Below are 14,337 nucleotides of genomic sequence, written 5' to 3'. Positions count from 1 at the left end.
TATAGGAGGAATATGCACTTGACTCGTGAATAAATATTCAAGAAATATCCAAACAAAAATACAATAACTACAATAAAATCAAACCTTTCCGGACGGAAAAAGTTGAAATCCTGCCTTGCCATCGTAGTGAGCTGGCAAGAGAAAGTTACGAAGATGTAGATATGAGAAAGACCAAAGCGATGTTCGTTGACGAGTCACGGGCTTTTCATAATGGAAAATACTCTTATGAAAATTTCGTGTATATAAACGCTAAAACCAAGAGTTTCATCACCTGCCCTATCCATGGCGATTTTGAACAACGCCCTGACGCCCATCTCGCAGGCAGGGGTTGCCCGAAATGTTCAGGTAAAAAGAAGCGGACAAAAGAAGAGTTCGTTGAAAAGGCGCACACTGTTCATCAGAACAAATACAACTACGAGAAGTTCATTTACCTCGGGTCTTTAGAAAAAGGCATTATTATTTGTCCAATACATGGTGAGTTTGAACAGCGACCAAACTCTCATCTCGCAGGTAAAGGCTGCCCACAATGCTCACGGTCTAGTCCGGTGACTCAAGAGCAATTTGTTCAACGTGCCAATGCCATTCACCATGGTAAATACCGATACGATAATTTTGTCTATGCCGGAGCGCTAACCAAGGCAACCATTACTTGCCCATTACATGGGGATTTTGAACAGCGACCAGATACCCACCTTCGTGGTGCAGGCTGCCCTGTATGCGCTAAACATAGCCGTAAAAAAACCACTGATGAGTTTGTGCTCCAAGCACTACGCTCACATCGACAGCGCTATAGTTACGAACATTTCGAATACGTGAATGCCAGAACAAAAGGTAAGATTACCTGCTCGATTCATGGTGTTTTCGAACAGCACCCCTATAACCATTTAGCGGGGAACGGTTGTCCCCATTGCGCATCAGAAAGCCGCCAGTCACCAATAATGAAGCCATTGTCATTGGCAACCTTTAAGCCATTAAAGGATTACCCATTGGTTGCATTGTGTTTAAGGGCTCTGCCATCGCGTTTAATGCAGATAACCACTTAATCTAGAATACCGGCCAATAAAAAAGCTCGCTAAATAGCGAGCTTTTTTATTATTTCAGCCTGTCGATTATGACTGCTCACCCAAGTGCAGCCAGGTCTCAACCACAGTATCAGGGTTCAAGGAAACCGAATCGATCCCCTGCTCCATCAACCATTGTGCTAGGTCATCATGATCGGATGGGCCTTGGCCACAGATACCGACATACTTACCGGCTTTGTTTGCAGCCGTAATCGCCATTGCCAGCATTGCCTTGACGGCTTCATTACGCTCATCAAACATATGGGCAATTTCGCCGGAGTCACGGTCAAGGCCAAGTGTTAGCTGGGTCATGTCGTTTGAGCCGATAGAGAATCCATCAAAATACTTGAGGAAGTCATCAGCCAAAATGGCATTTGATGGCAATTCGCACATCATGATCACCTTAAGGCCATTCTCACCGCGTCGCAGATCGAACTTCGCCAACAGATCAATGACCGAGGCTGCTTCACTGACGGTACGGACAAACGGGATCATGATTTCAACGTTCTTCAATCCCATGGTTTCACGAACGCGCTTGATAGCTTCACACTCAAGGGCAAAGCAATCTTGGAACTGCTCGGAAATATAGCGTGACGCACCACGGAAACCGATCATCGGATTTTCTTCCGTCGGCTCGAAGTTCACACCACCTACCAAGTTACGGTACTCGTTTGACTTGAAGTCAGACATACGCACGATAACGCGTTTTGGCCAGAAGGCCGCAGCCAGGGTTGAAATCCCTTCGGTCAGTTTTTGGATGTAGAACTCAACCGGATCAGGATAACCGACAATACGCTGGTTGATTTCAGCTTTGAGCTCATCCGATTGCTGTTCGTAGTTCAGCAAGGCTTTAGGGTGGATACCGATCATCTTGTTGATGATAAATTCCAACCTTGCCAAACCAACCCCTTCGTTTGGAATACAGGCAAAGTCGAATGCCCTATCCGGGTTACCGACATTCATCATCACTTTAAGTGGCAAGTCTGGCAGATCGTCTACCTCAGAGCGGCGGATTTCAAAGTCCAACTCACCCTCATAGATGTAACCTGTTTCACCTTGGGCACAAGAAACCGTGACTTTCTGACCGGTTTGCAACAGATCAGTCGCGTTTCCACAACCGACAACTGCAGGGATACCCAATTCACGGGCAATAATCGCAGCATGACATGTACGGCCACCACGATTAGTCACAATCGCCGCCGCTTTTTTCATTACTGGCTCCCAATCAGGGTCCGTCATGTCAGCCACCAGCACATCACCAGCTTGGACCTGATCCATCTGAGACAGATCGGACACGACACGAACTTCACCACTACCGATACGTTGACCGATCGCGCGGCCTTCGATAACCGCATGCCCGGTATCGTTGAGGTGGAAGCGTTCCATCACGTTGGCATCGTCGCGTGAACGCACGGTTTCTGGACGGGCCTGAACAATCAGTAGCTCACCAGTGATACCATCTTTTGCCCACTCGATATCCATTGGACGGCCATAGTGCTTCTCGATGATCAGCGCTTGCTTGGCCAAAGACTCAATTTCTTGGTCAGTTAGGGAGAATTGCGTTTGATCTTCCTTGCTGGTATCAAGGATTTCTACCTGCTTGCCCAGCGAAGTGTCTTCGGTGTAAACCATCTTCAATAGTTTAGAGCCGATGGTACGGCGCACTACTGCTGGGTTACCCGCCTGAAGCGTTGGCTTGTGAACATAGAATTCATCAGGGTTTACCGCACCCTGAACAACCATCTCACCGAGCCCCCAAGAGGATGTGATAAATACCACTTGGTCAAAACCAGATTCAGTGTCTAGGGTAAACATGACACCAGATGAGGCTTTATCAGAGCGCACCATGCGTTGGATACCCGCCGATAGAGCAACACCCTTATGATCAAAGCCCTGGTGGACACGGTACGAGATTGCACGGTCATTAAATAGCGAAGCAAAAACGTGTTTAACCGCTTCGATGACCGCATCAATACCACGTACATTGAGGAAGGTTTCTTGCTGGCCTGCAAATGAGGCATCAGGTAGGTCTTCTGCTGTTGCCGATGAGCGAACAGCCACAGACAGCATCTCGTCACCCTGAGCCAGTTCAAGGTAACACTCGCGAATATCCTGTTCCAGATCCTGTGGAAGCGGTGCTTCTAGAACCCAATTGCGGATAGTCTCGCCAGCTTGCTGCAAGGCATTTACATCTTCAACATCAAGTTCATCAAGAAGTGTATAGATACGCTCATTGAGCGAGTTAGCTTCCAAGAACTGATTAAAGGCATGGGATGTGGTCGCATAGCCATTAGGGACTTTTACCCCCGCATTAGCCAGATTCGCCACCATCTCGCCTAGAGATGCATTCTTACCACCGACTTTATCAACATCGTTCATTGACAAAGCATCGTACCAAACAACATTCTGTTGCACGGCAATTCTCCTTATTGGATTCAACAGTTTAAAGCAGGTAACCCATTAGTAAACGATTGCTTTTTGCTGCAAAAAAAAGCGAAAAGTGTCAATTTTCAGAGCAAAACGCTAATCATGTCTCCTTATGTGTACTTTACTGACAAATAATCCGTCAGCTAAGCACAGTTACCCTGTAGGTTTTTGTTATAAATTTAATTGCTAAAATTCTGTCAAATCTTTTTCATTTTCAATTACTTGAAAACGTATATCTATATGCGATACAGCCATATACACACATACATAGACATTTTCTTATTCGAATTACAGATACATCACCCTTAAAGTCATACCCTGTAGCACCGAATTGCTATATTCAGTTTTCCACCTCTCATAAAAATTATCTAGCAAGTTATCAAAAAAATTTGAAGCGCATCAGATTTTTGATCTGGCTCAACATTGGTAGGCTATTTGCAAAAGCTAGAACCAAAACTAACTTAATTATTATATTTCAACATCTTAAACATCAACCAACCCTGAAATCACTAGATAACTCATCAATGATGGATTTATCGACAATTTCAAATTCGGTTAAGGTACCGTTGAAGCTCTGGCTCCCCAAATACAGTTTTGTAAAAACCTCTAAAACAGGATGTGACCAAGACAAAAACAAGATTGCAGCAAAGTGTGACAACAAATCTGGAAACTTGTTTATCAGATGATTATATTGAGTGCACTAATGCTTTTAGCTAAAAATAATTTCAAGGATTAAAATTTTCATGCAATCCAAGTCCAATTTTCGTGACGTGTTTTTCGTATCTGACGGGACAGCTATCACCTCTGAGACCCTTGGCCACGCGGTCCTTGGCCAGTTTGATATCACAACGCGTCAAACCACCCTACCTTTTGTTGAAAGCATTGAGCGTGCCAACAGTGTTAAACAGCAGATTGATAGAGCCTATGAAGAAACCGGAGCGCAACCTTTGGTGTTCTACTCGATCGTCTTACCAGAAGTAAAATCGGTCATCGAGCAGAGCAAGGCCCATTTTTACGATGTGCTCAATGCGCTTGTCGCCCCATTGAGCGAAGATTTACAGATGGCACCGCAGCCTCAACTTCAACGCTCGCATAGCATCGCCAAAGATGCCGATAGCTACCAGGATCGCATTGCAGCCATTGAATATACCCTGGCCCATGACGACGGCGTTTCACTCAATAACCTCGACCAAGCCGACATAATTCTATTGGGTGTCTCGCGTTGTGGCAAAACACCGACCAGCCTCTATCTTGCGATGCAATTTGGTATTCGGGCCGTTAACTACCCGTTCATCGCTGAAGATATGAGTAAACTTCGCTTGCCAAAAGCGATAGAACCCTACCGGTACAAAACCTATGGCCTAACGATTGATACCGAGCGATTGGTTGAGATCCGCCACGAGCGCTACGCCAACAGCCACTACGCCAGTATTGAGCAGTGCGAGAGCGAACTCAGCAAAGTAGAGTCGATGTTCCGCCGTGAGGCAATTCCCTACCTAAATACCAGCCGGTTATCGGTTGAAGAGATTGCCACCCGCCTACTCGACATCAGTGGTCTAAAACGTAAGATGTGCTAACTCTTTTGAGTTAACTGTCTCAGTGGTCATTTATCGGCGAGTATTCTGTTTTTTGCTACTCGCCATTGTTAATGAGGATGAATATCACTATCTTACCGCAAAATCTCAATATTGAGAGCTAAAAAATTACAACTATTCAATCACTTATTAATTTCTTATTTTTCTCCCTATTATTCATCAAAAAATTATCAATTCTTGAAATATGCTTATCCTGAGCTTCAGAAAAATAATAACGAGGTTCCAAGATGATTAGGGTTGCGCTTACAACATTATCAACATTATTTTTATTTGCTTGTGGTGGAGGGTCTTCAAGTGATTCACCTGAACCTACCGTTGTCACAATGGATGAAGTCAGTGTTAGAACACTTGGTATAGATCTTGTCAATATATCTGGCGCGGCTGCAGACTTCTTTGTTAAAGAGTCGAGTGGTTCTAGCCCATTATTTGACGAAAATAACAAAGTTGCATCAGTGCTTAATTTTAGCTCATATTATCATTCTGTTAGTTGGACAACATCAACACCAATGAAACTTGATATTGGTACGACAGATAGCAACAATCAAACATCCAACTCTTTAGAAGAAGACATCCTACTGAATAACAGAGAAAAGTTATGGGCTATCGCTTGGAGCGACGAAGGTAAGTTAACCCTGTCTACAGGCGTTCAAGAACCTTCTCCGGTAGAAGATAAATACCGTCTAAGGGTGTTCGCAACTGAAGATGTTACTGTAACTGTTAATTCTACAGCCTTCTCAGTAACGAATTTATCTAAAGGTAATTTTTCAAACCAATTACTTGTAGATAATTGCAACAAAGAACTTATTCTAAGTGCAAATCAAATAGATATATGTGAGTTAGAAATCGGTAAATCTTATTTACTGATTGTTGATGGGGAAGATGTGCTAGTAGCAGCAGAAGAAAAATAAAACAATAATTTTAAAACAATAACTTTAGGGTAAATTATAAACATAAAATGCGCTTTTTATAACACGCAGGGAAAGCCTACATAATATACGTCTGTCTTAACAGAGATACTAAAAAAATCTTATTTCATGGAAAGATAACTCTGTTAACCTGTTGAAGGTTTTGGGGCAAACGCAAAAAATACCGTAGGCAGCGGTGGCATCAGCCCCGGCATTTATGCCGGGGCTTTCTTTATCTTATTGATGTCACACAATAGTTATTTTGCTTCAGCAACTGCCATTTGCTCTTCGTCAGATTTCTTCAAGAATGCATAGGTCACACCGGTTACCACTGTACCTGCGGCAATAGCGACCAAGTACATCAATACTGGTGTAATCGCATTCGGGATGAACAGTACAAACAGACCACCATGCGGAGCCATCAACTTAGCACCGAATAGCATTGATAGTGCGCCTGTTAGAGCACCACCCGCCATACAGCTTGGGATAACACGCATTGGATCGCGGGCTGCAAACGGAATTGCACCTTCAGAAATGAAGCATAGGCCCAGAACAAAAGAGGCTTTACCTGCTTCTGCTTCACTGGCGTTGAACTTACGCTTCGCGAGGAAAGTTGCCAAGCCCATACCCAGTGCTGGAACCATACCTGCCGCCATTACTGCCGCCATTGGCGCATAAGTCTGAGAGGCTAGCAAGCCAACACCAAAGGTGTATGCCGCCTTGTTAACCGGGCCGCCCAAGTCGAAACACATCATACAGCCAAGAATGATACCCAGTAGTACTGCGTTTGCAGAGCCCATGTTATTCAAGAAATCAGTCAGGCTAGTCATCGCCGTCGATACAGGACCACCGACGACATAAATCATGATTAGGCCGGTGATCAAGCTTGATAGCAAAGGAATGATCAAGATTGGTTTCAACGCTTCCATAGATTGCGGCAATTTAACATGCTCTGCCACAAACTTCGCGCTATAACCAGCCAAGAAACCGGCAACGATACCACCAAGGAAACCAGCACCAGTCGAACTCGCCAACATACCGCCAATCAAACCCGGAGCCAGACCTGGGCGGTCAGCAATCGAGAAAGCAATGAAACCAGCCAGTACTGGAACCATCAAGGCAAACGCTGAGCCACCACCGATAGTCATCAGTGCAGCAGCTAAGGTCCCCTCTTGTTCGAATGCGGTAATACCGAAGACAAATGAAAGTGCAATGGACAGACCACCAGCAACCACGAGTGGCAACATGTGTGATACACCTGTCATCAAGTGTTTGTAAGCTCCGGTTTTCTCTTGCTTAGCTTCACCTTCAGACGAAGAGCCAGCTTGGTGCTGATACGGTACTGCTGTCGCAAATGCTTTTTCAAATTCCTCTGTTGTTTTCTTTAGCGCTGCGCCCGTACTGGTTTTGTACAGCTTCTTGCCAGCAAAGCGAGAAAGATCAACCTCGATGTCAGCGGCAATAATCACCAAATCAGCGGCAGCGATTTCTTCAGCCGTCAGTTGGTTCTTTGCGCCTACAGAGCCACGGGTTTCAACCTTGATTTGATGGCCTTGACGCTTACCTTCCTCTTCCAAAGCTTCTGCAGCCATAAAGGTGTGTGCGACACCAGTTGGGCAAGCAGTGATTGCCACAATTTTCTTGGCAGAAGAATCGTTGCTTTCTACTGCAGAAACAGAGGTGACTTCAGTGAGCACTGTCGCTTGGCTAACAGCTTGTGAAAGAGCGGCTTTCGGATCAGCCAGTACATCTTCGATAGTAATCTGAGACAGCTTTTTGCCTTTGAACCGGGTTGTATCTACCGCTGTATTTGCGGCGACAACAATACAATCAGCGTCATCAATGACGGTTTGGCTTAGTGCCTTTACCGGTACCACTGAAGACTGGCACTCTACTGCTGCTGTCCATTTAAGATCTGCTGCTGCCTTTTCAATCAAGCCAGCGGCAATAATGCTATTTGCGATACCGCTTGGGCACGCTGTTATAACTGCAATTTTCATTTCAACACCCTCTGATCCGAATCAGCTCTTCACGTTATTGACTTGGACATTTTCTTTTACTTTCAGCACTTGGTTGATATCTTCAACCCCGACGCCAACCTGGCTGACTGCCAGTGCCGACAGTGCTGTGGCAAAGCCCAATGTCTCTTCTTTATTCCACTGATTAAGCTGTCCCCAGCACAAACCAGCTACCAATGTATCCCCTGCACCCACGGTGCTCACGACGTCCGTTTTTGGCGGTTTAGAGCGAAGCCACCCTTCGCTGTTTAGCCACATCACACCTTCAGCACCCAGTGAGACCACCACATTGGCTATCCCTTTGGCTGACAGCTGCTCTGCCGTTACCAGCAACTCTTGCTCTGACTTCAGTTCACGGCCAGCCCAGTCGGCCAGTTCTTCGTCGTTAGGTTTCACTAGCCAAGGTGAGGCATCTAACCCTGCAGCCAATGCTGCTTTGCTGCTATCAAAGAAGACTTGTTTGCCGTTATCGTGCAGCCATTGGATCCATGCAGCACATTGTTCAGGGGTAATACCGCGAGGCAGGCTACCGGCAATCACAAATACGTCATGGCTTTCAGCCAGGTTCTTCAGTGTGGTTTCAAAAGAGGCCAAATCCTGTTCGCCCACCTCCACACCGGGGAAGTTGATATCACTGACTCGGCCATCTTGCTCAACCAATTTCACGTTGATACGGCTTGCACCTTTAACACGCACGAAGGCATCTTTGGCGCCCAGTTGTTCGAACAACTGGCAAAATGGCTCTTGGTTATCCGCCCCAAGCAAACCCGTTACAGTCACCTCCGCGCCCAACTCAGCAAGCACCTTGGCAACGTTTACGCCTTTACCTGCGGGGTGCAGTGTTCCAGTATTAACAAGATTGACGGTGCCTGGGTTAAGTGACTCAAGGCTACCTGTTAGGTCCAATGCCGGATTGAGTGTTACCGTGACAACTTTCAGCGGCGAATTGCTTGTATGAGTCATAACTATTTACCCTCGCCAAGGCCGTCAGCAATAGCTTGGCCAATTGCTGCCAAGGCTTCATCAGCGTCATCGCCTTGGGCGGTGAACTGTAATTCGTGACCTTGCTTAACACCCAATGCAATCACTTTCATCAAGCTCTTGGCATTGACCGCTTTGCCTTCGCCGTTAAGGTTGGCAACCAGAATGTTACTGTTAAATTTCTTGGCAACGCTGACCAGCATCGCGCCCGGACGGGCATGCAAGCCGTGTGGGTTGCGGATTTTGAAGACTTCGGTATTACCTTCCAGCGCTTCTTCGGTTAGCAACGTCACGACCTGATCGGCAGCGGCGTTAAACAACTTACCCGCTTGGTTCTTGAATAGCAGTTGTGCCAAATAGTTCATGTTATTCACATGGGCACCATTACACGCAGCCACGAATAGAAGACCTTTTACGGGCGAGCCAGCTTCTTCAAAAGGTTCTGTCGGTGTGACAAATGACAATGCTGTACGGCTTACGTCTTTATGGCTTTTTGCAATCCATAGGCCTTGGCCTAGGTGCGTTGCACCAGAGGCAATCGCATCAGCAACCGTTTCGTTGCTGGCTGATTGGTGATTTTTCACTAGGCCAGCGGCGACTGCGGTCAACTGAACAAGGTCAGTGGCTGGGAAAGCAAGTTGGACGTAACTCTCATCAAAATCAGCTTCTAGTTGCGCTTCACCATTAAGGATGGCAATAAGGCCTTCAGCACTATCACTCGTCTTCAGTTTGTCCTCAACGCCGTCAGCAGAAAGCACCTTCGTCAATTGCTTTAAAATGCCTAGGTGTTCATCAGATTTAGCCGCAATACCGATAGCAAGATAAACCGTTTTGCTATCTCCCCAGTTAACGCCCTGCGGAAAATGATGAACCCTGACACCCGTCTCTTTCACCAAACCTCGGGTGTCGGTTGTCCCGTGTGGGATAGCAATACCGTTGCCAAGGAAGGTTGAGTTCTGCGCTTCACGATCAAGCATGCCGTTGACATAGCCGGTTTCGACCAAACCTTGTTGCTCAAGACCCGCAGCAATCGCCTTGATGGCTTCCTGCTTATCCGCTGCTGATTGTTTAAGCTGAATATCTTTTGTTGAGAGTGACAGCATGTGTTTACTCCAGTTTCGTTAAACCTGGTGAAGACCGATGGCCTTCTCTCCCCGTCTACACAAATATAAACCTAAATGACCAACTTGATACCTTGCTGACTGAATCGATTCAGCTATTGGTCAAAATAAAATTCCAGCACAATCTAGTTCAAAATTATATCGATGCTGAAACCATTCAGCTGACATGCTGAATGGTTTCAGCTAATATTGCAATTGTGCTCTAAAGATCATGAGTGTTTTTATGATCCGCCGCACAAAACAGTGGCTATATCCCTAGGTAATCGGGATATAACGCGCATATTATTCACCGAGCCTGCCTCTTTCTGTTCTGGGTATGAACCAGTAGAATGAAGGCGCCCGCTAACTGTAACCTACAAGAATCACAATGAAGCTAGATGAAATAGCCAAGCTTGCCGGCGTATCGCGCACAACTGCCAGTTACGTGATCAACGGTAAAGCACAGAAGTACCGGATCAGTGAAAAAACCCAGCAAAAAGTCATGGCTGTGGTGAATGAACATAACTTCCGGCCTGACCACGCTGCAACCTCATTGCGCGCCGGCAGTAGCCGATCATTTGGTTTGATCATTCCTGATCTGGAAAACAGCAGTTACGCAAAACTGGCAAAATTGCTGGAGAGTAATGTGCGCAATGCAGGCTACCAGCTGATCATCTCGTGTTCTGATGATGACCCTGACACCGAAATGAAGGTGGCTGAAACCTTACTTAGTCGCCGTATCGATGCCTTGATCGTCGCCAGTGCCCTACCCACCGATAACGACTTCTACGCAAGAATTCAAAAAGGTGGTGTACCGGTCATAGCAATTGACCGTGCAATGAATGATGAAATGTTTGCCAGCGTGATCAGTGAAGATCTCGATGGTGCGTTTGATCTTACCCAGAGTTTATTGGAGAAAGGGGTAAATAGTATCGGGCTTGTCGGCGCTGTCCCCGAGCTAGGCGTATCCAAGGAGCGTGAGCAGGGCTTCCTTTCAGCAATTCGCTCTTACAGCAGCAAGAAACATGTGGCCGAAGCCCATACTTTGATTGCCAATGGCGATCACTTCAGCCAGCAACAAGGCCAACAACAAGTACAAAGCTGGATTGACAAAGGGTGTATGCCAGAGGCAATTCTTGCCACCTCTTATACCCTATTTGAAGGCGTTCTCGATTGCCTGCTAGCTAACCCTGATCTAATGCAAAAAACTCATCTTGCGACCTTTGGTGACAATCGCCTGCTAGATTTCTTACCAATCAAAATCCAATCACTTCCTCAGCAATTTGAACTGATTGCCGATAATGCATTAGAACTGGCCCTTAACGCGATTGCTGGCCGCTATCGTAATGGTGTGGAAGTGATCCCTCGAAAAATTAAGCGCCGATAGCGCTTCGCAGTCACATAAACAAAAGCCCAAGCTGTTTTGCTTGGGCTTTCTGTTATCGGCTAAGTTAATGTCGGGTCATGATGTATAGCGTTTCACCGCAACCTTGCCAAGTCGATACAAGCGCTTAGCCTGTTCGGTTAATGCCTCACTTTTATGCTCTAACCTCCGGCGATTAAGCTGGGTATTCACCCCCTCTTGAAAAGAAGCTAATAGCGCTTCAGCGAGGCTATCCATATTGTAAGGCTGCTCATCCGGCGGCATAGCGACAACGACAGCATCATCCGGCTTTAGCTGCTGTGAATTAAACGTCAATGCCGCTTTGATTGTTTTGCCTTTTGCAGATTGTGCGTTGTCTAAATCATAAGGGGGTTGCCACTCCTTAATAGGCGTTAGACGATCCACCTGATTGAGCACCATAATGATCTTCGGTTTCTTTCGGCTACGGTTTTCTTCCTGCAAGTAATACTCATCGAGTTGTTGACGCAAAATCGCATCACTCTTTCTCGCAGGCTGGTTAGCCTTAAGCACCCAAAGCACAATATCACTTTGCGCCATCTGTTTGACCAACAGTTTGTTTGTTGAATCACTCCCATCGATACCCGGCAAATCCACCAGATGAATAATATCAATGCCATCTACATAACAGCGGTGAAGGACAATGTTTTCGGTTGAGGGAATAGCACTGACCTCTGCGACGATATTGCCAACAAAGGTATTTACCAGCGACGATTTACCCGCACTGACCTGACCAACGATAGCAACCCGAAGCGGTTCCAACTCCTCGGCAAACTCATTATCCGATTCACTACTCTTCAACTCGCCTTCGGCCGCTTTGTAACGGCCACTGTATAAGTCGATTGCCACAGACAAGACTTCCTGAAGCAGTACTTTTTTCAATGTAAACTGTACTTCTTCGTTCACCTCATCAAATAAACGACCGAGTAATTGCCCCCTCGCCTCAGCAATCAAGCCTGCAGGTGTCATCGCCCGGAACACCCGGTACACATCGTAAACCTTTTTCGCAGCCCCTAGTTTATCTTTGTGCTGATAGCCTTGCTGGAAGTGCGACAGTTTCAAAGTCTCTGCAAATGGCACATGGTTAAGTAGAAAGCGGCGGTAGCGGTGACTGACTTTCTCTAGCATCAGAAGAAATTCTGGTGCGGTAAATGACAGGGCTTTCGTATCACGTTCTGGATAATATTGGCTGGCAACCTCCATAGACAACGCTAATGCATGCTCCCTAAGTACAGTCCAGCTATCATCTTTAGAAAGGTAACTTCCTATCTCGGGGTTCAGGGTATCCCAAACTTTACGGTCAAACTCCCCCCATTCACCAGATGGAGCGACCTCATAGTCGCCTTCAAGTTGCCCAGCTTCACCAGAGACACTTCGCCGAGTTTCACTGAAAGCATTTCGCCGGATACGCCTAAACCAGATGGCCCCCGTGATAACCATTAACGATGACAAAGCAATAAGGAGAGACAAGAACAACCAATGGTCATCCTCTATGATCTTCACCAGACCCCAGCCCGCCAATACCAACACAGGTATGATCATCGAAGCCAAGAATAAAGGGACAAAGCCAGCTGAGAAACGGCCCATCAGGCTGACACTACTGATTGTCTTTTTCATGGCTTTCCTTTGCCTGCTTTAAAGCTTGCTCGAAGATTTGGCGAATATCTGTTTCATCAATCGGCTCTCCCCGGCTGATGTGATAGAGGTACTTGCATCCAGCCCTACCAATGGCGTAAGTCATACCAAAACTGATAGCGACAGCAACGGCACTTCCGACGGTTTGCCCATAAACCGGAATAAACTTCGCCAATTGGCGCACCCCAAGTTTAGTGGCATATTTCAATGCAAAGCTACTGCCCAACAAACCAGCAAATTCGGTGAACCGCTTTCGATTCCACTCTACCCCATATTGCCGGGCCAAACTGTGCAGCATTTTGCCTTGAATAGCAGGAACAGACACTAATCCAACACCTGGCAACGCATCTGAAGCTGCAGCACTGCCCGCATACCACATAATCTCTTGCTGTAGTTTGAGAAAGTTATGGTGTTCCGCATCACCATGCTGTTTGGCTTGCTGCATTAACTGAATGATTGGCAGCAGCTCAGCCAATTGTGTGTTTAATGCTGATAGCCCAAACAGCTCATTATTATATCCTGCAACGCTATCAGCCGATTCTTCATGGAAATCGACGTGAACCGACATCAATGTGGTTCCCCAGACTTTTTCCACTTGATCTTGGTTATAGCGAATAGCCTGAAGTCGCTGCTCAGGGTCGATAATGGACAAACAAGCCGTATGAACCAGCAGCACACTGTCTATCCGGCCATCTTTTCGGATCTTCTTGAGTGCCGCCAACACATCACTTTGCTCTGGCTCTTCAGCTTTCATGACAATAACCAAAGCATGGCTCTGAGCCTGGCAAGCTTCAATGTCATCAGATGGGTCGTAGTCAGCTTCTGACAGTCCACGGGTATCTAGGAAACGTAACACCGGGTTTTCTTCAGGAAACGCGTATTCAACAGCAGTCTGGGTGCAAGGCTGAAAACCATTGCCCACCTCAACAAGTTCGTTGCCAGTAACGGTTGCAACAAGGGTCGACTTACCAGCTCCCGTTTTGCCCAACAGCCACAATGTAGGTAGGGATGACTCCCATTCCTGATTTGCAGCTTGAAGCGCAGGGTCCTTATCTGGGTTGATATACTGGTATATGTTTTTGAAAAATCGCTGCATGCCTATGGTGTAGCCTATTGATTTTTATATTCACGGATATAAAGGTGACAATACCATATTCAACTGAATATTTAGGGGCAATTAACAAAAAGTGTTGAGAAATAGGTCAGTCAGCCC

10 protein-coding genes are annotated in these 14,337 nt (G+C 46.3%); 4 read left to right on the top strand and 6 right to left on the bottom strand.

The features are described 5' to 3' along the window. The first annotated feature begins 161 nt into the window (after nucleotides 1–161). On the top strand, nucleotides 162–1,043 hold the full coding sequence (locus BIZ37_RS06970; protein ID WP_187460887.1) for a hypothetical protein: 882 nt from the start codon (nucleotides 162–164) through the stop codon (nucleotides 1,041–1,043). Between the two features lie 66 nt (nucleotides 1,044–1,109). Here BIZ37_RS06970 and ppsA read toward each other — a convergent pair whose 3' ends face one another. After that, nucleotides 1,110–3,476, bottom strand: a complete 2,367-nt coding sequence (gene ppsA, locus BIZ37_RS06965; protein ID WP_187460886.1) for a phosphoenolpyruvate synthase — start codon at nucleotides 3,474–3,476, stop codon at nucleotides 1,110–1,112. A gap of 755 nt (nucleotides 3,477–4,231) precedes the next feature. On the opposite strand from ppsA, the gene BIZ37_RS06960 reads away from it, so the two are divergent. Then, entirely contained in the window at nucleotides 4,232–5,065 is an 834-nt protein-coding gene (locus tag BIZ37_RS06960) for a pyruvate, water dikinase regulatory protein (RefSeq protein ID WP_187460885.1), read from the top strand. 245 nt (nucleotides 5,066–5,310) lie between these two features. Beyond that, nucleotides 5,311–5,991 carry a hypothetical protein gene (locus BIZ37_RS06955; RefSeq protein ID WP_187460884.1) on the top strand — a complete coding sequence of 227 codons (681 nt, stop codon included), beginning with the start codon at nucleotides 5,311–5,313 and terminating at the stop codon, nucleotides 5,989–5,991. 254 nt (nucleotides 5,992–6,245) lie between these two features. On the opposite strand, the gene fruA is transcribed toward BIZ37_RS06955, so the two are convergent. Genes fruA through fruB form a run of 3 tightly spaced genes read right to left on the bottom strand, consistent with a single transcriptional unit; the run spans nucleotide 6,246 to nucleotide 10,090 of the window. Beyond that, complete coding sequence (gene fruA, locus BIZ37_RS06950; RefSeq protein ID WP_187460883.1) at nucleotides 6,246–7,988, bottom strand: PTS fructose transporter subunit IIBC; 1,743 nt, start codon at nucleotides 7,986–7,988, stop codon at nucleotides 6,246–6,248. A gap of 21 nt (nucleotides 7,989–8,009) precedes the next feature. Then, nucleotides 8,010–8,969: a 1-phosphofructokinase gene (gene pfkB / locus BIZ37_RS06945; protein ID WP_187460882.1), complete on the bottom strand. Its 960-nt coding sequence runs from the start codon at nucleotides 8,967–8,969 to the stop codon at nucleotides 8,010–8,012. A 2-nt stretch (nucleotides 8,970–8,971) separates the two neighbouring features. Next, the gene (gene fruB, locus BIZ37_RS06940; RefSeq protein WP_187460881.1) at nucleotides 8,972–10,090 is read right to left on the bottom strand and encodes a fused PTS fructose transporter subunit IIA/HPr protein; all 1,119 of its coding nucleotides are present in this window, start codon (nucleotides 10,088–10,090) and stop codon (nucleotides 8,972–8,974) included. A 385-nt stretch (nucleotides 10,091–10,475) separates the two neighbouring features. Between fruB and cra the strand changes: the two genes are divergently transcribed. Next, on the top strand, nucleotides 10,476–11,474 hold the full coding sequence (gene cra / locus BIZ37_RS06935) for a catabolite repressor/activator (protein WP_187460880.1): 999 nt from the start codon (nucleotides 10,476–10,478) through the stop codon (nucleotides 11,472–11,474). Nucleotides 11,475–11,549: 75 nt separating this feature from the next. Here the strand turns inward: cra and BIZ37_RS06930 are convergent, their stop codons facing one another. Both BIZ37_RS06930 and BIZ37_RS06925 read right to left on the bottom strand, forming a co-directional pair. Next, entirely contained in the window at nucleotides 11,550–13,106 is a 1,557-nt protein-coding gene (locus BIZ37_RS06930; RefSeq protein WP_187460879.1) for a GTPase family protein, read from the bottom strand. Then, nucleotides 13,087–14,220: a YcjF family protein gene (locus BIZ37_RS06925; RefSeq protein WP_187460878.1), complete on the bottom strand. Its 1,134-nt coding sequence runs from the start codon at nucleotides 14,218–14,220 to the stop codon at nucleotides 13,087–13,089. Before BIZ37_RS06925 ends, BIZ37_RS06930 begins: the two co-directional genes overlap by 20 nt. Nucleotides 14,221–14,337 lie beyond the last annotated feature (117 nt).

This window comes from Photobacterium sp. BZF1 (genome assembly GCF_014349205.1).
Lineage (GTDB): Bacteria > Pseudomonadota > Gammaproteobacteria > Enterobacterales > Vibrionaceae > Photobacterium.
The sequence above is the reverse complement of the archived record's forward strand: the minus strand, read 5'-3'. Positions and strand labels throughout refer to the sequence as shown.

Excerpts from the sequence above, each read along its gene's own strand:
- BIZ37_RS06970 (WP_187460887.1), top strand. The coding sequence starts at position 162 with ATGAGAAAGACCAAAGCGATGTTCGTTGACGAGTCACGGGCTTTTCAT.
- BIZ37_RS06960 (WP_187460885.1), top strand. The coding sequence starts at position 4,232 with ATGCAATCCAAGTCCAATTTTCGTGACGTGTTTTTCGTATCTGACGGG.
- BIZ37_RS06955 (WP_187460884.1), top strand. The coding sequence starts at position 5,311 with ATGATTAGGGTTGCGCTTACAACATTATCAACATTATTTTTATTTGCT.
- fruA (WP_187460883.1), bottom strand. The coding sequence starts at position 7,988 with ATGAAAATTGCAGTTATAACAGCGTGCCCAAGCGGTATCGCAAATAGC.
- pfkB (WP_187460882.1), bottom strand. The coding sequence starts at position 8,969 with ATGACTCATACAAGCAATTCGCCGCTGAAAGTTGTCACGGTAACACTC.
- fruB (WP_187460881.1), bottom strand. The coding sequence starts at position 10,090 with ATGCTGTCACTCTCAACAAAAGATATTCAGCTTAAACAATCAGCAGCG.
- cra (WP_187460880.1), top strand. The coding sequence starts at position 10,476 with ATGAAGCTAGATGAAATAGCCAAGCTTGCCGGCGTATCGCGCACAACT.
- BIZ37_RS06930 (WP_187460879.1), bottom strand. The coding sequence starts at position 13,106 with ATGAAAAAGACAATCAGTAGTGTCAGCCTGATGGGCCGTTTCTCAGCT.
- BIZ37_RS06925 (WP_187460878.1), bottom strand. The coding sequence starts at position 14,220 with ATGCAGCGATTTTTCAAAAACATATACCAGTATATCAACCCAGATAAG.